24 protein-coding genes and 1 pseudogene are annotated in these 25,665 nt (G+C 63.6%); 16 read left to right on the top strand and 9 right to left on the bottom strand.

The window, feature by feature from the left end; genetic code table 11:
* Positions 1-148: 148 nt before the first annotated feature.
* The 5 genes and pseudogenes from lpxC (at position 149) to X727_RS156740 (ending at position 7,224) form a co-directional block, all read left to right on the top strand.
* The gene (gene lpxC, locus X727_RS156725; RefSeq protein ID WP_023668283.1) at positions 149-1,096 is read left to right on the top strand and encodes a UDP-3-O-acyl-N-acetylglucosamine deacetylase; all 948 of its coding nucleotides are present in this window, start codon (positions 149-151) and stop codon (positions 1,094-1,096) included.
* A gap of 263 nt (positions 1,097-1,359) precedes the next feature.
* Positions 1,360-2,229, top strand: a complete 870-nt coding sequence (locus X727_RS156730) for an outer membrane protein assembly factor BamD (protein WP_023668284.1) — start codon at positions 1,360-1,362, stop codon at positions 2,227-2,229.
* Between the two features lie 218 nt (positions 2,230-2,447).
* Positions 2,448-4,121, top strand: a complete 1,674-nt coding sequence (recN, locus tag X727_RS156735) for a DNA repair protein RecN (RefSeq protein WP_023833903.1) — start codon at positions 2,448-2,450, stop codon at positions 4,119-4,121.
* Positions 4,122-4,232: 111 nt separating this feature from the next.
* Positions 4,233-6,532, top strand: a pseudogene (ligA, locus tag X727_RS01000000164465) (NAD-dependent DNA ligase LigA).
* Complete coding sequence (locus tag X727_RS156740; protein WP_023833902.1) at positions 6,532-7,224, top strand: TIGR02453 family protein; 693 nt, start codon at positions 6,532-6,534, stop codon at positions 7,222-7,224. Before ligA ends, X727_RS156740 begins: the two are co-directional and overlap by 1 nt.
* Positions 7,225-7,246: 22 nt before the next feature.
* On the opposite strand, the gene X727_RS156745 is transcribed toward X727_RS156740, so the two are convergent.
* Positions 7,247-8,005, bottom strand: coding sequence for an SDR family oxidoreductase (locus X727_RS156745; protein ID WP_023744609.1), 759 nt, complete (start codon positions 8,003-8,005; stop codon positions 7,247-7,249).
* A 113-nt stretch (positions 8,006-8,118) separates the two neighbouring features.
* On the opposite strand from X727_RS156745, the gene X727_RS156750 reads away from it, so the two are divergent.
* Together X727_RS156750 and X727_RS156755 are read left to right on the top strand one after the other, a co-directional pair.
* On the top strand, positions 8,119-8,847 hold the full coding sequence (locus X727_RS156750) for an AzlC family ABC transporter permease (protein WP_023712442.1): 729 nt from the start codon (positions 8,119-8,121) through the stop codon (positions 8,845-8,847).
* Positions 8,844-9,140 (top strand): AzlD family protein, encoded by a 297-nt coding sequence (locus X727_RS156755; protein WP_023833901.1) that lies wholly within the window; start codon positions 8,844-8,846, stop codon positions 9,138-9,140. Before X727_RS156750 ends, X727_RS156755 begins: the two co-directional genes overlap by 4 nt.
* Before the next feature lie 155 nt (positions 9,141-9,295).
* Here X727_RS156755 and X727_RS156760 read toward each other — a convergent pair whose 3' ends face one another.
* From X727_RS156760 to X727_RS156770, 3 genes are all read right to left on the bottom strand, one after another.
* On the bottom strand, positions 9,296-11,140 hold the full coding sequence (locus X727_RS156760) for an aminopeptidase P family protein (protein ID WP_023744611.1): 1,845 nt from the start codon (positions 11,138-11,140) through the stop codon (positions 9,296-9,298).
* Between the two features lie 105 nt (positions 11,141-11,245).
* Positions 11,246-12,118: a 50S ribosomal protein L11 methyltransferase gene (locus X727_RS156765; RefSeq protein WP_023744612.1), complete on the bottom strand. Its 873-nt coding sequence runs from the start codon at positions 12,116-12,118 to the stop codon at positions 11,246-11,248.
* An 82-nt stretch (positions 12,119-12,200) separates the two neighbouring features.
* Positions 12,201-12,776: an SCO family protein gene (locus X727_RS156770; RefSeq protein WP_023712445.1), complete on the bottom strand. Its 576-nt coding sequence runs from the start codon at positions 12,774-12,776 to the stop codon at positions 12,201-12,203.
* Positions 12,777-12,958: 182 nt separating this feature from the next.
* Here X727_RS156770 and X727_RS156775 point away from each other — a divergent pair, with 182 nt between their 5' ends.
* From X727_RS156775 to X727_RS156780, 3 genes are all read left to right on the top strand, one after another.
* Entirely contained in the window at positions 12,959-13,477 is a 519-nt protein-coding gene (locus tag X727_RS156775) for a CreA family protein (RefSeq protein ID WP_031204048.1), read from the top strand.
* A gap of 61 nt (positions 13,478-13,538) precedes the next feature.
* Complete coding sequence (locus tag X727_RS0133535; protein ID WP_031204046.1) at positions 13,539-14,168, top strand: DapH/DapD/GlmU-related protein; 630 nt, start codon at positions 13,539-13,541, stop codon at positions 14,166-14,168.
* 391 nt (positions 14,169-14,559) lie between these two features.
* Complete coding sequence (locus X727_RS156780; RefSeq protein WP_023750938.1) at positions 14,560-14,991, top strand: low affinity iron permease family protein; 432 nt, start codon at positions 14,560-14,562, stop codon at positions 14,989-14,991.
* A 26-nt stretch (positions 14,992-15,017) separates the two neighbouring features.
* Here X727_RS156780 and X727_RS156785 read toward each other — a convergent pair whose 3' ends face one another.
* Positions 15,018-15,884, bottom strand: a complete 867-nt coding sequence (locus tag X727_RS156785; RefSeq protein WP_023744614.1) for an SDR family NAD(P)-dependent oxidoreductase — start codon at positions 15,882-15,884, stop codon at positions 15,018-15,020.
* A 131-nt stretch (positions 15,885-16,015) separates the two neighbouring features.
* Here X727_RS156785 and X727_RS156790 point away from each other — a divergent pair, with 131 nt between their 5' ends.
* On the top strand, positions 16,016-16,297 hold the full coding sequence (locus X727_RS156790) for a hypothetical protein (RefSeq protein WP_023705540.1): 282 nt from the start codon (positions 16,016-16,018) through the stop codon (positions 16,295-16,297).
* 12 nt (positions 16,298-16,309) lie between these two features.
* On the opposite strand, the gene X727_RS156795 is transcribed toward X727_RS156790, so the two are convergent.
* Positions 16,310-16,885 carry a TMEM175 family protein gene (locus tag X727_RS156795; protein ID WP_023682120.1) on the bottom strand — a complete coding sequence of 192 codons (576 nt, stop codon included), beginning with the start codon at positions 16,883-16,885 and terminating at the stop codon, positions 16,310-16,312.
* 152 nt (positions 16,886-17,037) lie between these two features.
* Here X727_RS156795 and X727_RS1000000168900 point away from each other — a divergent pair, with 152 nt between their 5' ends.
* A complete protein-coding gene (locus X727_RS1000000168900; protein WP_245274132.1) occupies positions 17,038-17,595 on the top strand; it encodes an MFS transporter in 558 nt (185 codons plus the stop codon).
* Entirely contained in the window at positions 17,565-18,242 is a 678-nt protein-coding gene (locus tag X727_RS1000000168895; RefSeq protein ID WP_245274131.1) for a hypothetical protein, read from the top strand. Before X727_RS1000000168900 ends, X727_RS1000000168895 begins: the two co-directional genes overlap by 31 nt.
* A 3-nt stretch (positions 18,243-18,245) precedes the next feature.
* On the opposite strand, the gene X727_RS156800 is transcribed toward X727_RS1000000168895, so the two are convergent.
* Positions 18,246-19,718, bottom strand: coding sequence for an MATE family efflux transporter (locus X727_RS156800; RefSeq protein WP_023833900.1), 1,473 nt, complete (start codon positions 19,716-19,718; stop codon positions 18,246-18,248).
* 198 nt (positions 19,719-19,916) lie between these two features.
* On the opposite strand from X727_RS156800, the gene X727_RS156805 reads away from it, so the two are divergent.
* Positions 19,917-20,705: a L,D-transpeptidase gene (locus X727_RS156805; protein ID WP_023668302.1), complete on the top strand. Its 789-nt coding sequence runs from the start codon at positions 19,917-19,919 to the stop codon at positions 20,703-20,705.
* Positions 20,706-20,783: 78 nt separating this feature from the next.
* Here the strand turns inward: X727_RS156805 and X727_RS156810 are convergent, their stop codons facing one another.
* Positions 20,784-22,259 carry an esterase-like activity of phytase family protein gene (locus X727_RS156810; RefSeq protein ID WP_023833899.1) on the bottom strand — a complete coding sequence of 492 codons (1,476 nt, stop codon included), beginning with the start codon at positions 22,257-22,259 and terminating at the stop codon, positions 20,784-20,786.
* Positions 22,260-22,420: 161 nt separating this feature from the next.
* Positions 22,421-23,446, bottom strand: coding sequence for a LacI family DNA-binding transcriptional regulator (locus X727_RS156815; protein ID WP_023705534.1), 1,026 nt, complete (start codon positions 23,444-23,446; stop codon positions 22,421-22,423).
* 193 nt (positions 23,447-23,639) lie between these two features.
* Between X727_RS156815 and X727_RS156820 the strand changes: the two genes are divergently transcribed.
* Positions 23,640-24,671: a Gfo/Idh/MocA family oxidoreductase gene (locus X727_RS156820; RefSeq protein ID WP_023833898.1), complete on the top strand. Its 1,032-nt coding sequence runs from the start codon at positions 23,640-23,642 to the stop codon at positions 24,669-24,671.
* The gene (locus X727_RS156825) at positions 24,668-25,576 is read left to right on the top strand and encodes a sugar phosphate isomerase/epimerase (RefSeq protein WP_023832879.1); all 909 of its coding nucleotides are present in this window, start codon (positions 24,668-24,670) and stop codon (positions 25,574-25,576) included. Before X727_RS156820 ends, X727_RS156825 begins: the two co-directional genes overlap by 4 nt.
* Positions 25,577-25,665: the final 89 nt, after the last annotated feature.

Below are 25,665 nucleotides of genomic sequence, written 5' to 3'. Positions count from 1 at the left end.
AGTAAGAAACCGTGATTTGGAGTCTCCCTGACGGACCATTATCTTTGCCGCAGCACTTTCGGTGTGCTGGGATTCGGGGAAGTGGCCCTGCCTGCCGATAAAAAAGAGCCGCGCCTTTTGGGTTAAAGCGGACTTAGGCGTTTGGGCTATGGGGTTTGTCTTGCAAGACTATCAGACGACACTGAAATCGCGTGCAACGCTGACCGGTACCGGCGTTCACAGCGGCAAACCGGTCACCGTCAATTTCCTCCCTGCGGACGCCGACACCGGCGTGCTCTTCCACCTTTCGAACGGAAGCGAGAGCCGCGAGTTCCGCGCGCTGGTTGCTGAAGTCGGCGCGACCGATCTCTGCACCATGCTCGGCGATCCGGCAGGCGAGCATATCGCCACCGTCGAACATCTGATGGCGACGCTTTTCGGGCTCGGCATCGACAACATCGTCATCGAGATCGACGGTCATGAGGTTCCGATCCTCGATGGCAGTGCGGTGGCGTTCGTGGAAGCCATCGACCAGGCCGGCATCGAGACGCTGGCGGTCAAGCGCCGCTACATCAGGGTGGTCAAGCCCGTCCGCATCGAGAATGGCGCGTCCTGGGCCGAGTTCAGGCCCTATAGCGGCACGCGCTTCGAGGTCGAGATCGATTTCGAAAGCCCGGCGATCGGCCGCCAGCTATTCGCCTCCGACATCAACCCCGACATCTTTCGCCAGGATATCGCGCGCGCCCGCACCTTCGGCTTCATGAAGGATGTCGAGCGGCTGTGGGCGGCCGGCTATGCGCTGGGCTCCTCGCTGGAGAACTCGCTGGTGATCGGCGACGACAACCGGGTGATCAACATGGGCGGCCTGCGCTACCCCAATGAGTTCGCTCGCCACAAGACGATGGACGCGATGGGCGATCTGGCGCTGGCCGGCGCCCGTTTCATCGGTTGCTTCCGCTCCTATCGCGGCGGTCACCGGATGAATGCGGCTGCTTTGCGGCGGCTTCTGTCCGACCGTTCGGCCTTCGAGGTCGTCGAGACCACGCGCCGCGAGCGCGGCCGCACCGCCGAGATGAGCGCCGTCACCGGCCCTGTCTTTGCGCCCTGGGTGATCTGATTCTTAACGATTTTCTGGCTCTCTGAACGCTGGCCGGTGTTGCACGAAAGCATCACCGGCCAGTGAAAGTGCGTAGCATTCGGGGCAACACCAAGCCGCCACAAAAATGTGCGATTGGCTAGACATAGCGTTGCTGGGCAAGGCAGTTATGGTTTATGGCTGCTGCCGTCTGTTAGGCGCATGTCGCTCAAAAGTGGGGATCAGTTTTGAGGGAACGCCATGCGAAAGGCATTGAACTAACGCCGAAAGGGCGCAATCCAATCATGTTCTTCAAGCGAGTTGGTCAATCGAAAGCGCCGTATCGGGCTGTTTTCCTGGCGCTTTCGGTGGTTGTGCCATCGCTCTTCCTCTCGGCCTGCATGTCGTCCGAGAAAGACGTCGACCTGTCGACCTATGTCGACCAGACCGAACCGGCCGACGTCCTTTACAATCAAGGCCTTGCCAATCTCAATGCCGGCCGCCTGGATGAGGCGAGCAAGAAGTTCGACGCCGTCGACCGCCAGCACCCCTATTCGGAATTCGCCCGCAAATCGATGGTGATGGGCGCCTTCGCCGACTATCGCGCCGGCCGTTATGACGAAGCGATCGGCTCGGCCAAGCGCTATCTCACGCTCTATCCGTCGACCGACGACGCGGCTTACGCCCAGTATATTATCGGGCTGAGCTACTACAAGCAGATCAAGGACGTCACCCAGGATCAGAAGGAAGCACGCCAGACCGTGCAGACGATGCAGGATCTGGTGACGCGCTGGCCGACGTCGGAATATGTCGACGACGCCAAGGAAAAGATCCGTTTCGCCAACGACCAGCTGGCCGGCAAAGAGATGCAGATCGGCCGCTATTATCTCGAGCGGCGCGAATACATTGCTGCCGTCAAGCGCTTCCGCAACGTTGTCGAGAACTATTCCAACACCCGCCATGTCGAAGAGGCGCTGGCGCGTCTGGCCGAAAGCTATTACGCCATGGGCTTGACCTCGGAAGCGCAAACCGCCGCTGCTGTGCTCGGCACCAATTATCCCGACAGCCAATGGTACAAGGATACCTACAAGCTGTTGCAGAGCAACGGGCTTGAGCCGCGCGAGAATGCCGGATCGTGGATATCCAAGGCCGGCAAGCTGATCACCGGCGCCTGACGCCCGAGCATCGACTGAGGCGGAACGCGCTTTTCGGATTGATCCGACGCTCAAACAAAAAGATAGTGCGGCGCTGCGACTCCATCGGTCGCATGCCGCTTCACAGCGGTTCAGTGGTTTGATTGAGGCGCTGAACCGTCCTAACTTTTTGTTCTACGCAATTCCGGACGGAAAACCGCTACGCACTTTTCCTGGAATTGCTTGAGGTCCAGGTTCTGATGCTTTCCAGACTGTCGATCCGCGATATCGTCCTGATCGAGAAGCTGGATATCGACTTCCAGCCCGGCCTTTCTGTGCTGACCGGTGAAACCGGCGCCGGCAAATCCATCCTTCTCGACGCGCTGTCGCTGGCGCTTGGCGCCCGCGGCGACGCCTCGCTGGTGCGGCACGGTGCTGCCCAGGGCCAGGTCATTGCCGTCTTCGATGTGCCGCGCAACCACCCGGTGCGCGCGCTGCTGGCCGAAAACGCCATCGAGGATGACGGCGACATCATCCTGCGCCGGCTGCAGACCGCGGATGGCCGTACCCGTGTCTTCGTCAACGACCAGCCGTCCAGCGTCACGCTGATGCGCGACATAGGCCACGCGCTGGTCGAGATCCACGGCCAGCATGACGAGCGCGCCCTGGTCGATCCAGGCGCGCATCGCGAATTGCTGGACAGTTTTGGCGGCCATCTCGGCGCCGCCCGCGCGACCGGCGAGGCGTGGCGCTACTGGCGCGGCGCCGAGCAGGAGTTTGCCAGGCACCGCGCCAAGGTCGAGGCAGCGGCGCGCGAGGCCGATTATCTCAGGGCCTCGGTGGCGGAACTGGCAAAGCTCGATCCGCAGCCCGGCGAAGAGACACAGCTGGCGGAATTGCGTGCAACGATGATGCGGGCGGAAAAGATCGCCTCGGAAATACACGATGCACAGGATGTGCTGTCAGGCCCGTCCTCGCCGCTGCCGCAACTGGCCAGCCTGCTGAGGCGCCTGCAGCGCAAGGCCAGCGAAGCGCCGGGACTGCTCGAGGATGTGGTGAAGTCGCTGGATGAGGCGATGCTGTCGCTGGATGCCGCGCAATCGGGCGTCGAGGCGGCATTGCGCGCCACCGAATACGACCCGCAGCGGCTGGAGAAGGCGGAAGAGCGGCTGTTTTCGTTGCGCGCGGCGTCACGCAAGCACAGTGTCGCTGTCGACGATCTGGCGCAACTGCGCGACACCATGTTGGCCGACCTTGCCGATCTCGATGCCGGCGAGGGGCGCCTGCATGTCCTGGAAAAGCAGGCCGCGGCGGCGCGCGAGGCCTACGATATCTCCGCAGCCCAGCTGTCCTCGCTTCGCCATGCCGCGGCGGTCGGGCTGACCAAGGCTGTCATGGCCGAGCTGCCAGCGCTGAAGCTGGAACGGGCCGAGTTCATCGTCGGGCTGACCAGCGATGGCGAAAACCGCACGGAAGAGGGCATCGACCAGGTCGAGTTCTGGGTGCGCACCAATCCCGGTACCAGGCCCGGCCCGATGATGAAGGTCGCTTCCGGCGGCGAGCTGTCGCGCTTCCTGCTGGCGCTCAAGGTGGCGCTGGCCGACCGTGGCTCGGCGCCGACATTGGTCTTCGACGAGATCGACACCGGCGTCGGCGGCGCCGTGGCCGATGCGATCGGCCAAAGGCTGGCCAGGCTGTCGAAGCGCGTGCAGGTGCTGTCGGTCACGCATGCTCCGCAAGTGGCGGCGCGCGCGGCAACGCATTTCCTGATTTCCAAATCCGGTGGCACCGACAGGGTCGCCACCGGCATTGCCGAGATGGACCGGGCGGCGCGCCAGGAAGAGATTGCGCGCATGCTGGCCGGCGCCACCATCACCGAAGAGGCGCGCGCAGCCGCCGAACGGCTGCTACGCGAGAATATTGCTGCAGCGTAGTCGTCGCAAGGCTTTCGGACTGAGTCAGGATATGGCTCCATCCCGCTGTTCAGGAATGCTTTTTCCGAAATCCTGATTTATGGTGTCGCGCCACTGTCCAGGGACCGCTGCATGTCTGAAAAACCAGTCGAATCGTTGAGCGAAAGCGAAGCCGCGGATGAGCTCCAGCGGCTGGCCGAGGAGATCGCCGGTCATGACAGGCGCTATCATGCCGAGGACGCGCCGACGATTACGGACGCGGAATATGACGCGCTGCGGCGGCGCAATCTTGCCATCGAGGAGCGCTTTCCCGGTCTGGTGCGCGAGGATTCGCCCTCGCTGCGGGTCGGCGCCGCGCCGGCGGAAGGCTTTGCCAAGGTGCGCCATGCGGTGCCGATGCTCAGCCTCGCCAAGGCCTATACCGACGAGGACGTCACCGATTTCATCGAGCGTGGCCGGCGCTTCTTCGACCGCGACAAGGATCTCGACATCGCGTTTACGGCCGAGCCGAAGATCGACGGCCTGTCGGCGTCGCTGCGCTATGAACGCGGTGTGTTCGTGCAGGGTGCTACCCGCGGCGACGGCGCTGTCGGCGAAGACATCACCGCCAATCTCAGGACCATCGCCGACATCCCCGCCAAGCTGAAAGGATCGGGCTGGCCCGAGACCATCGAGATCCGCGGCGAAGTCTACATGACCTATGCGGAATTCGAGGCACTGAAGGCCCGCTCGGCGGCGGTGGGCGGCCAGGACTATGTCAATCCGCGCAACACGGCAGCGGGCTCCTTGCGACAGAAGGATGCGTCCGTCACCGCCAGCCGCAATCTTAAATTTTTTGCTTATGCCTGGGGCTACACGACAGCGGATCCGGCGCCGNCATGCCCAACATCAAGTTCGGCATCGTCACCGCCAGCCGCAATCTTAAATTTTTTGCTTATGCCTGGGGCTACACGACAGCGGATCCGGCGCCGACCCAATATGATTCGGTGCAGAAATTCGCCGAGTGGGGGTTCAAGGTCAGCCCATTGATGGTGCGGGCGAAGTCGGTCGAGGAGCTGATCGCGCACTACCACAAGATCGAGGAGCTGCGTTCGTCGCTCGGCTACGACATCGACGGTGTCGTCTACAAGGTCGACCAGCTGGAATTGCAGCGTCGCTGGGGCTTTGTCACCGGCGAGCCGCGCTGGGCGGTTGCGCATAAATTCCCGGCCGAACAGGCGATGACGACGGTGCAGAAGATCGACATCCAGGTCGGCCGTACCGGTACGCTGGCGCCGGTGGCGCGGCTGGCGCCGGTCACGGTTGGCGGCGTGGTGGTCGAAAACGTCACACTGCACAATGAGGACTACATCAAGGGCTTCGACAGCTACGGCCTGCCGATTCGCGACGGCATCGATGTCCGCATCGGTGACACGGTTGTCATACAACGGGCGGGCGATGTCATTCCGCAGATCGTCAGCGTGGTCGTCGACAAGCGGCCGGCTGATGCGGTGCCTTACGAATTCCCGCACATTTGTCCGGTCTGCGGCTCGCCGGCGACGCGCGAAATCAACGAGAAGACCGGCAAGGAGGATTCGCGCCGGCGCTGCACCGGCGAGCTGATCTGCGCCGCGCAGGCCGTGGAGCGGCTGCGTCATTTCGTGTCGCGCGGCGCGCTCGACATCGAGGGGCTGGGCGCCGAGAATATCGACCTGTTCTTCAATTCGGGACTGGTCAAGACCGCCGCCGATATCTTCACCCTCAGGGATCGCCGCCCGGCCGTCACCAGGGCGCTGGCCGAGCGGCGCGAGGAGCAGGCGCGGCTGCGCGAGGCGGCATCGGGCAAGGCGCGCAAGAATGTGCGCGGTGTCGAGGACCGCAATTATGAAGGTCTCGACAAGCTGTTCGCGGCCATCGATTCGCGCCGCGAGCCGGAGCTCGACCGCTTCATCTTCGCACTCGGCATCCGCCATATCGGCGAAACGACGGCGGCCGTGCTTGCCCGGACGTTTTCGACCATCGAGGAGTTGATCCGCGTCGGCAAGGAAACGGCGGCGGCTGAGGATCCGCACAGCGTCTTCCCCTCCATCAACGGCATTGGCGATACAGTGATCGATGCGTTGCGCGATTTCTTCGGCAATGAACGCAATGACGACGTGCTCGACAGACTGCTCGAACAGGTCAAGCCGAAGCCGTATGTCGTCACCGTGTCGACCGACAGCGAGGTTGCCGGCAAGACCATCGTCTTCACCGGCACGCTGGAAAAGATGACACGCTCCGAAGCCAAGGCGATGGCCGAACGGCTCGGCGCCAAGGTGGCGGGTTCGGTGTCGGCGAAGACCGATCTGCTGGTGGCCGGGCCGGGCGCCGGCTCCAAACTGAAGCAGGCCAGCGAACTCGGCGTCGAAGTCATCGACGAGGACACCTGGCTGCAACGGGTCGGCAAGGCGTGATGGCCGGTTCGTTCAAAGGGTTCGGGCAAAAGGCCATACCGTTCCTCAAGGCGCTCGACTTCCACCAGAGCCGCGAATGGTTCCAGGAAAACCGCGCGCTTTACGACAGCGAGTTGCATGAGCCGTTCTGCGATCTGGTCGAGACGCTGACCGAGCGCTTCGCGGCGGCGGGTCTGGGCTTGCGCGGAGACCGCAAGAAGTCACTGTTTCGCATCAACCGCGACGTGCGCTTCGCCAAGGACAAGCGGCCCTACAACCAGCATTTGTCGGCCATGCTGTCGCCGGATGGCACCAAGATGGAGCAGGGCGTGTTCTTCGTCTATGTCGGGATCGACCGCTGCTTTGCCGACGTTGCCTGGTGGAACCCGGAGCTGCCCCTGCTGCTGGCGATGCGCAAGGCGATTATCGCCCGGCCAGCCGAGTTCCGAAAACTGCTTTCAACGCTGAAGAAAAACGGCTTCGAACTCGAAACCGAGGGTCGGTTGAAGCGCACGCCGCGCGGATTCGAGCAGGTCAACGAACCCGATCTTGTCGACGCCATCCGCAACCGGCACTTCTATGTCCAGCACATCATCGATCCGGCTGGAATTCACGCGCCGACGCTGGTCGACGAGCTTGTCGATTTCGCCTTGCGCGCCAAGCCGCTGCTTGACTGGGGCAGGGCGATCCAGGGCACGGCACCGCGGAGCTAAATCAGCCCCGCGCGCTGCACGGCTACATCCGCATCAAAAGCCCACCGTCGACTGCCAGCTCGATGCCGGTGATGTAGCTTGCCGCATCGGAAAGCAGGAAGAGCGTGGCATTGGCCATGTCCTGCGGCGTGCCGATGCGGCCGAGCGGCGCATAATTGGCAACGGCCGCGCGTTTCTCCTCGGTGTCCCAGCGCGCCTGCAGCGGCGTCAACGCCATGCCCGGGCAGATGGAGTTGGAGCGGATGCGGTCACCGGCAAGCTGCATGGCGAGCGACTTCGACAGTGCACAGACGCCGGCCTTGGAGGCCTGGTAGGCATCCTGCGGGGTCGGGTCGCCGCGATACCACTGGATGGTGGAGAAGTGCACCATGGCGCCGCCGCGTCCGCCGACCCGCATCTGCGGAACCACCGCCCGCGCGGTGTGGACGAAGGACTTCAGATTGATGTTGAAGACCTCATCCCAGACATCGAGGTCCATCTCGAGGGCCGACTTGTCGCGGCCAAACCAGAGCACGCCTGCGACATTGGCGAGATAATCGATGCCGCCGCGCTCGCGGCCCGCGGCATTGATGGTCTGCTCGACAAAGGCGGCGTCGGTGAGGTCGCCCTGGGCAAAGGTGAGCCGGTCGTCATAGGCGGCAAGCGACGCCGGACGCGGCTTGACGTCGATGGCGGTGACCGAGGCGCCGGCCTCGAGCAGCGCCAGCGAGATCGCCTCGCCCATACCGCCACCGGCGCCGGTGACGACCGCGTGCCTGCCGGTGAAATCATAAGCGATCATCCGAACCCCTCATTTTTTTACAACATCAGTTTCGCTGATTTGTTGGCTCAAGCGAATTCGTCTGACTTTTCAAACGCCGGCTCCTACATAGCAGCGCGAGATGGGAATGTGACATGTCGGCAGAGACCTTAAGCGAAAATTCCGTGGCCAGCGACTTCTGGGACGGCGTGCGGCTGTCGATGCCGGTGGTTGTCGCCGCGGCGCCATTTGGGCTGCTGTTCGGCGCCATCGCCGTCGACAACGGCTTTTCCGTTCTCGAAGCTTTCTTGATGAGCGCGCTGATCTTCGGCGGCGCCAGCCAGATGGTAGGCATCGAATTGTTCGGCCAGCATGTCGCGCCATGGCTGATCGTGCTGTCGATCTTCGCGGTAAACTTCCGTCACGTGCTTTACTCCGCCAGCATCGGCCGGCGAATCGCGCACTGGCCGGTTATCAGCCAAGCGCTGGGCTATTTCGTGCTCACCGATCCGCAATTCGCGGTGGCCGAGCGCAGGGCCGAAGCCGGCGAGACCGTTGGCTTTGCCTGGTACATGGGGCTTGGCCTGCCCGTCTATGTGTTCTGGGGGATCGAGAGCGCGCTGGGCGCGGTGTTCGGCAAGCTGATCCCGGACACGCATGCGCTCGGCATCGACTTCCTGCTGCCGATCTATTTCCTCGGGCTGGTCATGGGCTTTCGCAACCGGCCACTGTGGCTGCCGGTGGTGATCGCCAGCGCCGCGGCGTCGATCATTGCCTACAAAACTGTGGGATCGCCATGGCACGTCTCCATCGGCGCCGTTGCCGGCGTGCTGCTGGCCGTCATCCTGCCGCCGCACCATAGCGGTGTGGAGGCAAAACGATGAGCGCGACTTTGTGGATCATCATTGCCGGCGCGATCGCCACCTATCTCACCCGCGTCGGCGGCCATCTGGTGATCTCGCGCTTCGACCACATCCATCCACGCGTCGAGGCTGGCTTGAACGCCGTGCCGGCGGCGGTGTTGACGACGCTGGTGGCGCCCGCCGCACTCAGTGCCGGACCGACGGAATGGGCGGCGCTGGTCGTCGCCGCTGTGGTCTCGCTGCGCGGCGGCCTGATGGCGATGTTTCTGGCCGGTGCGGTGGTGCTGGTCCTCGCGCGGCAGTTTGTGCCATAGGGCGCCTGCGCGCGGAACAGTTTCGAACTGTCGGCGCCGCCCCTCATTGCCCTGCCGGGCGTTCGTCACTCGAAAAGCCAAGCAATTGGCTTTTCGTCCGCTTCGCGGACCGCTCCTCACCTCCCCGTATAGTGGCGGGGAGAAAGAAGCTCATTTCAGATCTTGGCGTCGTGCGGCAGCGGCGCTGTTGCCTTCTCCAGCCAAGCCAGCGTCTCGCCGTCGAGCATCGGGCCGATCTCGGCCAGCACCCAGGCATGGTAAGTATCCAGCCAGTGCAACTCCTCGCGCGTCAGCAGGTCGGTGCGGATCAGCCTGATATCGATCGGCGCCAGCGTCAGCGTCTCGAAACCGTGCATGGCGATGTCGCCGCCCTCCACCTGTTCAGCCGGCGTCACCAGGATCAGGTTCTCGATGCGGATGCCGTAGGAGCCTTCCTTGTAATAGCCGGGCTCGTTGGACAGCATCATGCCGGCCAGCAGCTTTTCGGTGCCGGTGCGGGCGATTCGCTGCGGCCCTTCATGCACGGCCAGATACGAGCCGACGCCGTGGCCGGTGCCGTGGGCAAAGTCGCAGCCATGCTTCCACAGCGCCATGCGCGCCACCGCGTCGATTTCCGAGCCGCGCGTGCCGGCGGGAAAGCGCAGCGTGGAAATGCCGATCATACCTTTCAGCACCAGTGTGAAGCGCTCGCGCATCTCCTCGGTCGGCTGGCCGATCGGCACCGTGCGGGTGATGTCGGTGGTGCCGTCCTGATACTGGGCGCCGGAATCGAGCAGGAACAGCTCGCCCTTTGTCAGCTTGCGATTGGTGGCGCGCGACACACGGTAGTGCATGATGGCGCCGTTCGGCCCGGCGCCGGAAATGGTGTCGAAGGAGACGTCGCGCAGCGGCATCTGCGTTTCCTCGCCGGTCTGCCGGCGCGTTTCCTCCAACTTGGTGACAACGGTTATTTCGTCGAGCGTGCCCGGCTTCTGCCGTTCCAGCCAGCACAGCAGTTTCGCCACCGCCGCCCCGTCTCGGCGGTGCGCCGCGCGGCTGCCGGCGATTTCCGCCTGGTTCTTGGTGGCGCGCGGGATGCGGGCGGGATCGGCTGCTGAAACAAATGTGCCGCCATTGTCCTCGACCAGCATTCTCAGCTTTTCCGCCGCCAGCACCGGATCGAGCGCGATCTTGGCGCCGCCCTCGGCAAGGGCTGCGACCGCCGCCTCGAATTCCCCGGGCTCGTGCAGATCGGCGAGTTGGGTGAGATAGGCGGCGACCGTGCGCGAAAACTTGCGCTGGTCCATGAACAGCTGGTGCTTGCCATCTGCTGCAAGGATCGCAAAGCCGAGCGCCAGCGGCGTGTGCGGCACGTCGCCGCCACGGATGTTGAAGGCCCAGGCGATCGAGGAGGGGTCGGTGAGCACGGCGTGCGACGCGCCCTCCTTGCCGATTACCGCCGCCAGCCGCGCCAGCTTGTCCTTGGCGAGTTCCCCGGCAAAGCCGATCGGGTGGATTTCGACCGGCGCCACGGGCGGCGCCGGCTGATCCTTCCAGATGATGTCGATCGGGTTCCTGTCGAGCGGCACCAGCGTCGCGCCGGATTGCTCGGCCGAGGTTTTCAGCGCCTTGACCTCAGCGATCGTGTGCAGCCAGGGGTCGAAGCCAAGCCTGGCGCCCTTGCCGAGATTGTCCTTGATCCAGGAGGCCGGCGGGTTGTCGACGAGACTCTCGATTGAAAAAATGTCGAGATCGACTTCGTGGCGCACTTGCAAGGTATAGCGGCCATCGACGAACATGAAGGCGCGGTCACGCTGCACAAGTGCTACGCCGGCCGAGCCGCTGAAGCCGGTCAACCATTTCAGCCGCGCCGAGCGATCGGCGACATATTCGCCCTGGTGCTCGTCGGCGCGCGGCACCAGGAAACCGTCGAGGCCATTATCCGCCAGCCATCGCCGCAGCAACGTCACGCGCGGCTTGCCGACGCTGGGGTCGCCTGCGGAATCGAAGGTCTGGAACATGGTATGCCTCCTGTATCGGGCGCGACCGTAGCGCATGACCCGGAAAACCGGAATCGATTTTCGCCAATCGCAACAGGCTCGGATTGGTCCAAAGCGCGTTGCGTCTCAGTGCTTGAGGTGGATCGTCACCCAGCCTTCGCGGTGCAAGGTCCTGACATGCCGAAAAGTCTGGCCGACATAGGCCGAGATCACCGCATTGCACTGGCGCTCGAGGATGCCGGACAGCACGATCGAGCCGCCGAGGCTGATATGCCTGGCCATCTCAGGCGCCAGCCGCATCAGCGGCCGCGCCAATATGTTGGCGACGATGAGGTCGAAAGGCGCGCGCTTGCCGAAGATCGGGTGGTGGAAGCCGGGCGCCGTCACCGTTTCGACCAGCGCCTTGACGTGGTTGAGGCGGGCGTTGGAGGCGGCGACCCTGACGGCGATCGGATCGATGTCGGTCGCCAGCACCGGAATATGCGCCAGTTTGGCGACGGCGATCGCCAGCACCGCGCTGCCGGTGCCGAGGTCGAGGGCATTCCTGGGACGTTCGCGGCGCACGACCCGCTCCAGCATTTCGAGGCAGCCGGCCGTGGTCCCGTGATGGCCGGTGCCGAAGGCAAGGCCGGCCTCGATCTCGATGGCCAGTTCGCCGCTGTGGCGCTTCCTGCGGTCATGCGCGCCATGGACGAAGAAACGTCCAGCGCGCACCGGCTTCAGTCCCTCCAGCGAGCGCGCCACCCAGTCGATGTCGGGCAAAACCTCGCGCTCGATCGGCTTCGACAGGGACAGTCCGGCAAGGCTGTCCCTTAGCCGCGCCTCAACCGCGTCGACATTGCCGTCGGTGTAGAGCGAAACCTCATAGATGTCGCGGTCTTCATCGACTTCGAGCACGGCGATCGGCAGGCCTTCATCCTCGAAAGCCGGTTCGAGCGCGGCAAAGATGCGGTCGGCCTCGACCTTCCCGGCGATGAAGTGGAGCCTGGTCTGACCCATCAGCTGGTCTCTTGCTTGAGCATGATCTCTGGACAACACTTTTCTGTCCGAGAAAACCGGATTCCACATTTAGGGATCATGCCTAGCCTGCCGCCAGCCGCTTCAGCTTGGCGATCGCGGTATCGGCGCTTTCGCCATAGGCTATGGTGCCCGAAAACTCGCCCTTGGCATTGAGCAGCAGCGCCGAGGCCGTGTGGTCCATCGTGTAATCGCCGTCGCCGGTGTCGACCTTCTTCCAGTAGATGTTGAAGGACTTCGCCATGGCGTGCACCTTGTCGGGATCGCCCGATATGCCGACGATGCGGTCGGAGAAATTGCTGACGTAAGTGTTCATCACCGGCGGCGTGTCGCGCTCTGGATCGACGGTAACGAAGTAGGCGTTGAGGTTCTTGCCGTCGTTGCCCAGCGTCTTCAGCCAGCCGGCCATTTCGAACAAAGTGGTCGGGCAGACTTCCGGGCAATGGGTGAAGCCGAAGAAGACGATGCTGGGTTTTCCCCGGAAGGCGGCTTCGGTGATTGGCGCGCCTTTCTGGTCGACCAGCGTGAATGGCGCGCCATACGGTTCGCCACCATAGTGGCCGCGATAGAAGTCAAAGGTGAGCCAGCCGATGCCCGCCGCCATCAGAACGAGAATGCCGACCAGAATTGAACGCATCATCAGGAATTGTCCGTAGCAGAAATCATCGAGCGCCGGATCGGCGCCTCTCTGCCGGCAGTCTTAGCCGGTCGCAGGGGGCAAGGCAAAGATGCCGCGTTGCCGCAACCGGGCTGGGCGCTACCTTGCAAACAGCTGGCCCTTATCCCACCTGAGACCGGCAAACTGAACCTGAGGAGGCTCCCTTGCAAAGACGGACTGGGCAGAGACGGATTGGGCAGAAACTGATCGGCGGCGCGCTGGCCGCATGCATTGCCCTTGGTGCCGGTGCCGCAGCGGCAGAGGAAGTCGGCAAGGTCGGCGTCGATTGGGTCGGCAACGACATCATCGTCGAGGCGATCAAGGATCCCAAGATCGACGGCGTGACCTGCCATGTCTCCTATTTCGACCGCAGCGTCATCGACCGGCTGCACAAGGGCAACTGGTTCGAGGATCCGTCTGATTCCTCGATCTCCTGCCGCCAGACCGGGCCGATCACCATCGGCGACATCGACATGAGCGAGGGCGGCGAAGAGGTGTTCAAGCAAGGCATCAGCCTGATCTGGAAGAAGCAGGTGGTGAACCGCATCTACGACAAGAAGAACGAGACGCTGATCTATCTCTCGCATTCGCGGCAGGTGCAGGACGGCTCGGCGAAAATGTCGGTGACGACCGTGCCGCTGTTCAGCCAGAACGTGGTGTGGACCGGCGGCAAGCCGAAATAGCGGATTCTCCGGGCGCAACGCGACAATTGCTTCCGCAATTGTGCGGGGGTAAATCCGCCAGATGGACCGTACCGAAAACCTCGTCCTGAAAGATCCGGAGCCGCGCATCCATCCGACCGCGGAGCTGAAAGCGTGCAAGCTTGGCCGCTATGCCTCGATCGGCGAACGGGTGGTGCTGCGCGAGGTCAATGTCGGCGATTTCTCCTATTTCGAGCGCCACGCCGAGGCGATCTACACGACGATCGGAAAATTCTGCTCGATCGCCGCCAACAGCCGCATCAATGCGCTAGAGCATCCGATCGAGCGGATCACGCAGCACAAGCTCAGCTACCGGCCGAACGAGTATTTCCGCTGGCTGGGCGTCGACGCGGCGTTCCGCGCGCGGCGGCAGGCCAAGGCGGTCAGCATCGGCAACGATGTCTGGATCGGCCATGGCGCCGTCATCATGCCCGGCATCAGCATCGGCAATGGCGCCATCGTCGGCGCCAATGCGGTGGTGACGCGGAATGTACCGGCCTACACAATCGTCGCCGGCGTACCGGCAAAGCCGTTGCGCATGCGCTTTCCCTCCGAGATCGCGGCGCGGATCGAAAGCCTCGCCTGGTGGGACTGGCCGCCGGAGAAACTCGCCAAAGCGGTTCCCGACATGCAGGCCTTGCCGATTGAGGATTTCCTCCATCGCTGGGAGTAAGAGCATTCCTGAGAGCTCGCCGCGCGTGCGCGGTTTCATCGACTGGCTGGCCGAAATCCTGGCGCCAAAATTCTGAACGGCACGTGTCGGGAAGAGTTCCGCCGGCTGCGGCAACGCAACGAACCCCTTCCGCCATGCGGGGGTGGCGCAGCGGAAGGGGCTTGGAGACAAATCCGCGTGAAGCGGAAGGAACAGGTTTTGGCCTGCATGGCGACTATGGCAACAAACCGATAAGGCGGCTTTTCACGGCGCTGCGCCTTTGGCGTGCATACAATTGCATCAGGGATGCCATCTGCGACAGGGAACCGGAAGCGGCTGCCGGTTGTTTATTGTTGGAGCGATGAATGCGGCCTTGGTCAGCTCATCGCGCTTTGACCCGTTGAGGATGTGAATGATCGAAAAGCTGTTTACCAGAATCGCCAACACCGTTTCGCACTTGGCGGGCCTGCCACCGACTTTCATCGCCTGCTGCGCCATCGTTATCGTCTGGGCGGTAAGCGGGCCATTCTTCGGCTTTTCCGATACGTGGCAGCTCGTCATCAACACGGGAACGACGATCATCACCTTCCTGATGGTGTTCCTGATCCAGAACACCCAGAACCGCGACGGTGCCGCGGTTCAGGCCAAGCTCGACGAACTGATCCGCGTCAGCGAGGGCCACAATCATTTCATCGGCATCGAGCACCTGACCGAATCCGAGGTCGAGGAGATCAGAGACAAATGCGAGCGGGCGGCAAAACGCCATGACCACGAGCTCGCCGAACTGGCGGGCAAGAAGGCCGTCGCGCAAAAGCGCACCGCGAAAAAACGCGCGCCCGCCTGAGTCTCGGCTTTGGCTGAGTTCGACGATCAGTTTCCCATAAAGGCCGCGAAAGCGTCCTTATGGTCGGGGTGCCAGCGCGAGAGAGCAGGCCGGTTCTCGATGATGTCGCCGATCGCCCAGGCCATGCGCTTTTCATCGGTCGGCCGCATCACCTCATTATCGGGGCACAGGATGTAGAAGTCCCCACGCGCCAGCGAAGCCAGCATGAAGTCGACCACCTGCTCGCCGGTCCAGGCGCCAGCCGGTTTTTCGACCGCTCCTTCGGTGAGGCCGGTGAAGGTGAAGCCGGGAATGAGAAGATGCGCCGCGACCTTCGCGCCCGGCTCGTTGCGCAATGCGTGCGCCAGGCCTTCGGTGAACGTCTTCAATGCCGATTTGGAGACGTTGTAGGCGAGATTGCCGGGTGGCGTGGTGATGCCTTGCTTGGAGCCGGTGTTGATGATCAGGCCAAGCTCTCCGGAGGCCAGCATGGCCGGAGCGAAGGCCTCGACGCCATGTACGACACCCCAGAAATTGATGTCGATCAGCCGCTTCCAGGCGTCGCCGTTCTCCCACGGTTTTCCCGGATTGTTGCCGACGCCGGCATTGTTCATCAGCAGCGATACGGCGCCGAAAGCGGCATGCGTCTTTTCCGCCAGCCGGCCGAGTTCGTCGGCCTTCGACACGTCTGTGGCGACGGCAAGCACGGCATTCTCGCCGGTGATCGCGGCGACTGCCTGGCGGGCCGCATCGAGGCGCGCGCCGCCAATGTCGGCCAGCACCAGTCTCATGCCCATAGCCGCCAGCCTTTTGGCGGCGGCAAGCCCGATGCCGCTGGCGCCCCCGGTGACGACGGCGACGTTGCCTCGGCTGAGGGCGGGCAAAGCGGATTGGATTTCGGCGTCGGAGGTCATGTTCTTTTTCCTAGGGTTCGGGTGGCGCCGAACTTAGCGCGGGACGCGCATCGTGCAAGGCCGTCCCGCGTGTTCGGGTTGACCGCATCAACGGCGGCCGTGCATGCTGCGGCTGAACAGGAGACTGCCGATTGACCGACTGGGTTGCGATCCTGAAGGAGCAGACCGCCACCGGCGACCAGATGGGCCGCGAGGTGCCACAGATGCTTGCCAATCCGGACATAAGCGAAGCGCAGGTGAAGACCTTGTTTTCGGCACTCGAAAAACAGGCCGAGTTCGTCGAGAAATTGCGCATGGCGCTGGAAAAATTCGGCCATGATTTTTCGATCGTCAAGGCGGCCGAGCGGCTGGAGGAGCGCTATGCCGACCTTGCGGCGTCGGTTGCCGAAAAGCTGAAGGCGATGCGCAAGTAGAGACGTCCTACGCTACTTTTCCAGCACCCGCGAAAAACGCGTGTCCGGCACGAACCAGACGGCGGCCACCAGCACAAAGATCGCAACGCCGATCCATTGGTTGACGAAGGCAAGCGGGACGGCGGCGGCGTAGAGGGCCACCGAGATCTTGCCCTTGCGGTCATTGCCCAGCGCCTTGGCGAAGGCGGTGTCGTTGCCGTGCAAATGGTGCAGCTTGGTGGCGAGAAAGGTGTAGGCGACCGCGCACAGCACCAGGTCGATGCCATAGACGGCGACGGGGACCGGCGCGAAATGGTTCTCGCCCATGAAGGCCGTCGTCGCCGGCATCAGCGACAACCAGAACAGAAGGTTGAGGTTGGCCCACAGCACGCGGCCGTCGACCCTTTGGACGGTGTGGAACATGTTGTGCAGATTGTTCCAGTAGATACCGACATTGATGAACGACAAGACATAGCTGAAAAAGATCGGCCACAGCGGCAGAAGCGCTGAAAAATCCTCCCCATGGGGCACTTTCAGCTCCAGCACCATGATGGTGATGATGATGGCGACCACCCCATCGGTGAATGCCTCGACTCTACCTTTTCCCATGGATTCTCCCTCTCGATGGAAGACGTTAAGCGAGGATTTCGGGCAAGACCATCCTGACAAGGTTGTCAGGATGAAGTTCGGCGCGTGGAACGGCCATCCTTACATGGACGTTGGGGCGCAATTGGGCGTTGGGCGATTGGCCGGAGGTTGCCATGACCAGCTATGCCGAGACCATAACGCGCGACAACGGACTCGATGGCCGGCCCGCGATGGCCGCGGTTGCCGCCATGATCGCCGCGCTGTTCGCCGGCAGCACGGTGCTGACGCCGCTTTACGTCATCTACAAGCAGGCCTTCGGTTTCTCGCAGATCACGCTGACGCTGGTCTACGCCGTCTATGTCGTCGGCAATCTCGGCGCATTGCTGATGTTCGGGCGCTTGTCCGACGGCATTGGCCGCCGTCCTGCGGCGCTGGCGTCGATGGCCATAGCGGTGGTCAGCGCGCTGGTGTTCCTGTTGGCCGAGAACGTCGCATGGCTCGATGTCGCCCGCATATTGAGCGGCCTTGGCATCGGCGTCGGCGCGGGAACCGGCACGGCCTGGCTTGCCGAATTGATCGAGGGTAAGGACAAATCGCGCGCGGCAATCATCGCCACCAGCACCAACTTCGTTGGCCTTGGCCTCGGCGCGCTGGCATCGGGCCTGCTCGCCGAATATGCGCCCTGGCCGTTGAGACTAACGTGGTCTATCTTGCCTTGCTCGTGGTGGTGACGCTGTTGATCTGGCGCACCAGGGAAACCGTTTCGCGGCCGGGAAGGCTGGCCGACGTTTCGCTGCGGCCGCGGCTGTCGGTGCCCGCTGATATCCGCGCCGCTTTCGTGGCGCCGGCCGTCACCGGCTTCGGCGCCATGGCGCTGGTCGGCTTCTATGCAGCCCTGGCGCCGAGCATCCTGGCGCAGCAGCTGCATGTGGCCAACCATGCCGAGGCCGGCGGGCTGTTCTTTGAACTGTCGATCGTTGCGGCCGCGACCATTCTGGCCACGGTCCGACTGTCCAGCCGCGCCGGCATGCTAGCCGCGCTGGCGCTGATGATCCCGGCCGTAGGGCTGATGGTTGCTGCTCAGTTTTTCGCGTCAATGTCCCTGATGGTTGCCGCCACCGCTGTGTGCGGCGTGGCGGCGGCGCTCGGCTATCGCGGCGGCCTGCAGGTGGTGAACCAGATCGCACCTGCCGAGCGTCGCGCCGAATTGGTGTCGGCGTTCTTCATCTGCTGCTTCTGCGGCAATGCGCTGCCGGTGATCGGCATTGGGCTGCTGTCGAGTTGGGCCACTCCGACGACGGCAAGCCTGGCCTTCGCCGGCATGATCACGCTGTTCTCTGTCGTAGCGCTGGGGTTCGGCGTCAAATACGCGCGCTGAGCCTCACCCGTTTGGCGTCCCGGGCGCCATGTTTGCCCGTCCGCGCGGGATGCCGAGGCCGGTGTCGGGCGGCTCGCCGGCGGCCGGCCGGTCCTCGATCATGTGCATGGTGCGCCAGCGGCCGAAGCGATAATAGGCGGCGGCCAGCACCAGCGAGGTGATCGATCCCGCCGGAAAACTCCACCACAGCGCTTCCTCGCCGATGTAGCTCCTGAAGAAGTAGGCAAAGCCGGTACGCACGACCAGCACGGAAATCACCAGAATGATCAGCGGCGGCATCACGGCACCGGTGGCGCGCACGGTGGCGAACAGCACGATGGTGACGCCGAACAGGATGAACGACCAGGACGCCACCTTGTTGATGTGGGCTGCAATGTCGATTGCGGTGCTGTCGCGGCTAAGGAACAGGCCGAGCACCGGCCTGTCGAAGAGGAACAGCAGCGCCACCAGGGCGCCGGTGAGCACTAGGTTGAAGCCGACGCCGGACGCCGCGATGCGACCGATGCGGTCCCAGCGCCCGGCGCCGACATTCTGGGCCGCCATCGACGAGACTGCGGCTCCGATCGCCAGTGCAGGCATCTGGATATAGGTCCACAGCTGCGCCGCGATGCCGTAGGCGGCGGCGACCTGCGAGCCGTAGGAGTTGACGATGCCCATCACGGTCAGCGCCGCCGCCGAAATGACGATCATCTGCAGGCCCATCGGCACGCCCTTGAAGACGACGATCCTGAGCAGCGCCGGATCCGGCCGCAGCAGAGCGAGGTTCGCGCCGGCGAGCCGCAACGGATGCTTTTTGGCATAAAGCACGACGAGGATGGCGATCACGCTCACCGTCTGGCCGATCAGCGTCGAGGTGGCGGAGCCGGCGATGCCGAGTTCGGGGAAGGGGCCGATGCCGCGAATGAGCAGCGGATTGAGGATGATGTCGAGCACGACCGCGAGCGCCATGAAGAAGAATGGCGTGCGCGAATCACCCGCACCGCGCAGCACCGTCATGACGAAGGACAGAAGGTTCATCATCGGCACGGCGACGAAGATGATACGCAGATAGGAGCGCGCCAGCGGCAGCGCATCGGGCGGGGTGCCCAGTGTGTTGAGGATGGCGTCGACCCAGATCCAGCCGCAGACGGCGAAGATAGCCGAGACGAGGAAGAAGAAGCTGGCGCTGGTGCCGACGATGCGCCGCGCCTCGGGCAGGTCGCGGGCGCCGACCGATTGCGCCACCAGGATGGTGGCGGCCATGCCGATGCCGAATACGGTGCCAAGAATCAGGAACAGAACCAGATTGGCGTTGGAGGTGGCGGTCAGCGCCGATTCACCGAGGAAGCGGCCGACCCAGACAGCGTTGATCGAACCGTTGAGCGACTGCAGCACATTGGAGCCGAGCACCGGCAGAGCGAACAAAAGCAGCGTGCGCGGAATCGGGCCGCTGGTCAGGTCGCCGGTGCGCCGGCGCGGTGGTATTTTTTCGTCCATGGGCTGTTCGGCGAAGGTTCATCTCAAAGTCCGCCCGGCAATGATCGCCGATTTGACGGACAAGGTCGATGCGGCATTGGAACATGCCACCTGGCGGCTTCAAGCTAATCAGTTCTCAAAACATTCGGAATGGGATATGGGTCGTCGCCGCGTGGGGTCGCATATCCTGTTGGATATGATGAATAGGCTGGGGGGATCATGTCCGACAATCCGCTTTTTTCCGAGCGCCTGAACCGGCGCGCGTTTCTTGGAATATCCGCTTTGGGTGCCGCTTCCATGGCGCTTTCAGCCTGCACCACGACCGACGTCGTGGTGCCGCCAACGCCCGCTCCGGCGCCCGAACCGGCTCTGGGCGATGCCGCCACCATGTATTCGGCGCGCGTCGATGAGGGCTTTTCATTGCCGGCAATCCCCGTGGCCAAGCTCGATCCGAAGTTCGTGCGCCAGATCGTGGACGATCCGACCGGCGAAAAACCCGGCACGATCGTCGTCGATACATCCGAGCATTTTCTCTATCTGGTGCGCGACGGCGGCAAGGCAATGCGCTATGGCGTCAGCCTCGGCAAGGCCGGGTTTGGCTGGACCGGCAGCGCCGTGATCCAGGCGCGCAAGAAATGGCCGGTGTGGACGCCGCCGCCCGAAATGATCCAGCGCCGGCCGGAACTGGCGAAATATAAGGACGGCATGCCGCCGGGACCGCAGAGCCCGCTCGGCGCGCGTGCGCTCTATCTGTTCCGCGACGGCAAGGACACGATGTACCGGCTGCACGGCACGCCGGAATGGGATTCCATCGGCAAGAACGCGTCGTCGGGCTGCGTGCGCTTCATGAACCAGGACATTATCGACCTCTACAGCCGGGTCAACGGCGTAGCCCAGGTCTATGTGCGCCCGAACCTGTCGGCCGCAGGCAAGATCATGGCCGTGTCGAGCCGGACCGCCGAGCCGATCGATGCCGGCGTGCCAAGGGATGCGGAGATTTTGAAATAGGTGCCTTCACGGCATCGCTGATCGCCGACAAACGTTTAGAGGCGGACGCGCCGGGCGCGTCCGCCTTTCCGTAAACGGCTACTTCTTGGCGAGGCCCGGAAGCGTGACCTGATAGACCAGGAACATGGTGTCGACATCGGCGCCGTCGTCGGCCTTGTAGGGCGCGCCGACCTGAAAACCGTCTTGGGTGAGAAAGTCGTTATCGTTGCCGACGAACAGGAAATAGTCGTCGGGCAGCGCCGGATCGAGCAGGCTGACCACAGACATTGCTTCCCACTTCTCCGAGAGATTGTTCTTGTCGTTCGGCTTGCCGTCATGCAGGCCGAAACGGCCGAGTTCCTTGTTGTCGTTGATGTCAATGAACGGCGTCAGCTTGGCCGGGGTCACCGAGGGGTCGAGCACGCCCTTGGGCGCCAGCGGCTTGTCGGCGGCATCGAAGGCGCCGCCGGCAATGTCGGTGGCGCCAGAGACGTCGACGACGAAAATCTGGCGCAGCAGCGAAGTATCGCCCTTCACCCCCTGGCCGTTTCCGCTGTCGCGCGCCAGCATCAGGAAGGTCTTGTCAGACAGCGCCACGATTTCGCTCTGCGCGGCGACCTTGGTCTTGTCCTTGGCGTCCTTGAACACCGGCAGCGGCACGGCATATTCATGCACCAGCTTGAGATGGGCCGGGTCGGAGGCGTCGTAGACCAGCGCGCGGGTGTTCTGGCGCGTCGCGGGCGAATCGCCGCCATCCTGGCGGGGCGCCGACTGCAGCACAGTGATCAGCGACTTGCCGTCCGGCGTCAGCGCCATGCCTTCGAGGCCTTGATTGTTCTGGCGGCCGGTTTCGGGATCCTTCGGATCGGGTTCGGCTGCACCGGGGCCCGGATTGTCGGAGGCGAAGTTCGGCGCGCCCTTGCGCATCGGCACCAAAGCGGCGGGCGGCTGCGTTGCCGACAACAGATGGCCGTCGGCCGAGAAGCGGTAGATGTTGGGGCCGTATTCGTCAGAGATGAACATGGTGCCGTCGGGCAGCCGCGCGATCGCCTCATTGTCGAGCGCCAGCTTGCCATTGGCCTCGGGCAGGATCGGCAGGTCGCCATTGGCCGCGCGCACGCCGTTGAGCGGATCGAGGCCGGTGGCGTCAGCGCCCTTGTCGTCGGTGAGGAGCAGGGAATCGGCAAGCGTCGCCTTGACGCCTGTCTGTTCCTGGCCGGAGGTGGGCGTGGCGCCTAGTGCTACCGGCGTGAACTCGATGCGAATAGTGTTGAGGCGCGGCCGGTAGTCGGTGGTGCCGACGACATTGTAGCCGCGGTCGGGCAGCAACCAGAGCGAGCCCTTGTAGCCGTCCGCGCCACGGGTCCAGCTTGCGGCGTCGATGGACATGCCGGAGCCGGAGCCGAAGGTCTCGCCGAACTTGTCCTTCTGATCGGCCGGAATGCGGCCGACGCCGACCAGGCCCTTGTTGACGAAGCCGCCAACGGTGGCGGTGCTGCCGGCAAGGGCAGGGGTCAGGGCGGTAAACAGCGCCAGCACGGCGCCGAGCGACACGGTTCGGTGCAGATTTTTCATGGAGATCCTCTTTGTGACAAGCCTTGAGCGGCGCAAAGGGGCCACCGCATCGCATCGACGATGTCGCCCTCTCGCAAAGCGGTCTAGGACGCGAACATGATACTTGCGTGACAGAGCGGGCCTCTTCCTTCTCCCTTGTGGGAGAAGGGAGAGACGCACTATCAATCGCTGTCGCGGGCGATCAGCTCCAGCGGCCAGACTTCGCGGATGATGCGCGGACCTTCCGGGCCGGCAAAGGCGGGAAGCGAGGCCAGCAGCATTTCGGCCAGTCGCCGGCCCATCGGCTCCAGCGACGGACGGAAGGCGGTCAGCGCCGGTGAAAAATAGCGGCAGAGCGGCGTGTCGACGATGACGATCACCGCGATGTCGTGGCCGGGCCTGATGCCCATCTCGGCCAGTGCCTTGCAGCCGCCGAGCGCCATTGCGTCATTGTTGAAGATGATGGCTGTGGGCCGGTCCTTGGAGAGCATCACGCGCGGCGTCACCTGGTAGCCTCCGGCCTCGTTGATGAAGCCGTCGGCGATCAGGCCGGGGTCGACTTCGATACCATGCCGCTTCAGCGCCTTGCGGTAGCCGTCGAGGAACAGGTAGCCGAAGTTCAGATCAAGCGAAGGGCGGATGGCGGCAATGCGGCGGTGGCCGCGCGCGACCAGCCGGTCGACGGCTTCATCACCCGCCCTCTCGAAATCTATATCGAGCGAAGGATAGGTGTCGTCGCCGGATTGACTTCGGCCAAGCGTGGCGAAGGGAAAGCCGGCCTTGCTGAGATAGTCGATTCGATCGTCTTCCCGCCGTGTATTGGCCAACACGACCGCGTCGGCCCGGCGCGTCTCAACCACGCGGCGCAGCCTCTCCTGCTGATATTGGCCGGGCTCGCCCATGACGACCATCAGATCCAGGTCATCCTCGGCAAGTCGGCCCTGCAGACCGATCAGGAACGGGATGAAGAACGGTTCGCCATATTGCTGGTCGCCCGGATGCGGCTGCAGCATGAAGGCGATCGAATGGGTGGTGCCTTGCCGCAGACTGCGGCCGGACTGGTTGGGCGAATAGTTCAATTGCTTGGCGGCGGCGAGCACGCGCTGGCGGGTGTCGGCATTGACGTCGGCGCGGCCGTTCAGCGCCCGCGACACGGTGCCGATCGAAATGTTCAGGTGACGCGCAAGGTCATGGATGCTGGACGCCAAGGACAGTTCTCCCCCTGTCTTGGCTAGCACCGGCTGCCGCCCAGGCCAAGGCTTCGGGATGATTTTCGCTGGCAGCCGATTGACATTCTACGCCATCGGGTGTGTTCTCGTAAACGTTTACGGAGAAACGTTTACGGTGATGCCGGAAATGCCGTGACATTCGGTCTGGAGGACCGGACGGGAGGAATGCTGGATGATGAATGCCGTCCTCGTCGGCTGTGGTGCGATGAGCAAGGCCTGGCTCGATGCCGCGAGGCAGATCGACGGGCTGGCCATTGTCGGCTTGGTCGATCTCGACGCCGAACGGGCGAAGGCGAGGGCGCGCGAATACGGGCTTGACGGCGCCGTCATCGGCACCAGCTTGGATGCGGTGCTCGACCAGACCAGGCCGGACGCGGTGTTCGATGTCGTGGTTCCCGCCGCCCGGCGCGACGTCGCCTTTGCCGCCTTTGCCCATAATTGCCATCTGCTGACGGAAAAGCCGCTGGCCGATACTCCGGAAAATGCCCGCGCCATCGTCGATGCGGCACGTAACGCGGGGCGTATCCATGCGGTCGTGCAGAACCGCCGCTACGTCGCCAATGTCCGGCGCATCAGGCGCTTTCTCGACTCCGGCGCCATCGGCAAGCCAACCAGCATCCATGCCGATTTCTTCGTCGCGCCGCATTTCGGCGGCTTCCGCGAGGAGATGGCGCATGTGCTCTTGCTCGACATGGCGATCCATACTTTCGACGCCGCCCGCTACATGGTCGGCGGCGATCCCGCCGGCGTCTTTTGCCAGGAATGGGAGCCGGCGAATTCCTGGTACCGGCAGGGATCGTCGGCCAGCGCTATCTTCGATCTCGGCGGCGGCAAGGTGTTCACCTATGCAGGCTCTTGGTGCGCGGCGGGCTTCCGCACCAGCTGGGAGAGCACGTGGCGCATCGTCGCCGAGCACGGCAGCCTGGTCTGGGACGGCGAGGACGGACTGAAGGCCGAGGTTGTGTTGTCGGTCCGCGACGGCCTGTTCGACCTGACCCAGCCCATCACAGTACCGCCGCTCGATTCCGCCGACCGCGTCGGCGGTCATCTCGGCATCATCAAGGATTTCATCCACGCCATCGAGACCGGCAGCGAGCCGGAAACGCGTGGCAGCGACAACATCAAAAGCCTGGCCATGGTTTTTGGCGCCATCGAAAGCGCCGAGACCGGACGGCGCGTCGCAATCACACAGGAAGCATCATGATGCCAAACCCGCTTCTCGACATCCGGATCGGCACCATGGTGCGGGCCAATCTCGAAGACCCGGCCGCCTACATCAAAGAGATTCTGCCGCTCGGCTTCGAGAGCATCCAGCCCTTCTTCTGGCAGACGCTGGGCGGCAAGGATTTGGCGCGGCTCGCCGGTGAGATTGGCGAGGCGATCGGCGATGCCGATGTCGCCGTGTCGTCGATCGGCGTGTTCGGCAATCCGCTGGAGGATGGCGAGGTCGATCGCGGCGTGCTCGCGGCCTGGGAAACCGTCATCGACAATGCGCATCTGTTCGGCGCTTCGATCGTCAGCGGCTTCACCGGACGTCTGCGTGGCAAGAAGCTGACAGACAGCCTGCCGCGCTTCCGTGAGGTTTGGGGTCCGCTGGCCAGGCGCGCCGCAGACAAGGGCGTGCGCATTGCCTTCGAAAATTGCGCCATGGATGGCAACTGGGCGGCCGGCGACTGGAACATCGCCCACAATCCCGATGCCTGGGAGTTGATGTTCAACGAATTGCCCGACGACAATCTCGGCCTCGAATGGGAGCCCTGCCACCAGCTTGTCTACCTCATCGACCCGATGCCGCAGATCCGCAAATGGGCGCCGCGCATTTTCCATGTCCACGGCAAGGACGCGACGGTGCGCTGGGATGTGATCCGCGAGCACGGCGTGTTCGGCAAGCTGCCCTTCGTGCAGATGCGCACGCCCGGGTTTGGCGACAGCGACTGGACGCGGGTGATCAGCGAATTGCGGCTGGCCGGTTACAAGGGCGCCATCGACATCGAGGGCTGGCACGACCCGGTCTATCGCGGCGACCTCGAAATCACAGGCCAGGTGCGCGGGCTGGAATACCTCAAGCAATGCCGGGGAGGAGCGACCTACCTGCCGAACCCGGCGTGACCGAGGGCCGGTGGGAGGAGCCGGCCTGACAGATTGCCAAGCACTGCCGACAAGCACTGCCGACAGGCGAACGACGAAACCCCTCGGCT

The organism is Mesorhizobium sp. L103C105A0 (genome assembly GCF_000502215.1).
In the GTDB taxonomy this organism is placed as follows: Bacteria; Pseudomonadota; Alphaproteobacteria; order Rhizobiales; family Rhizobiaceae; genus Mesorhizobium.
Note: the sequence above shows the minus strand (reverse complement) of the source record. Positions and strands in the feature narration are given on the sequence as shown.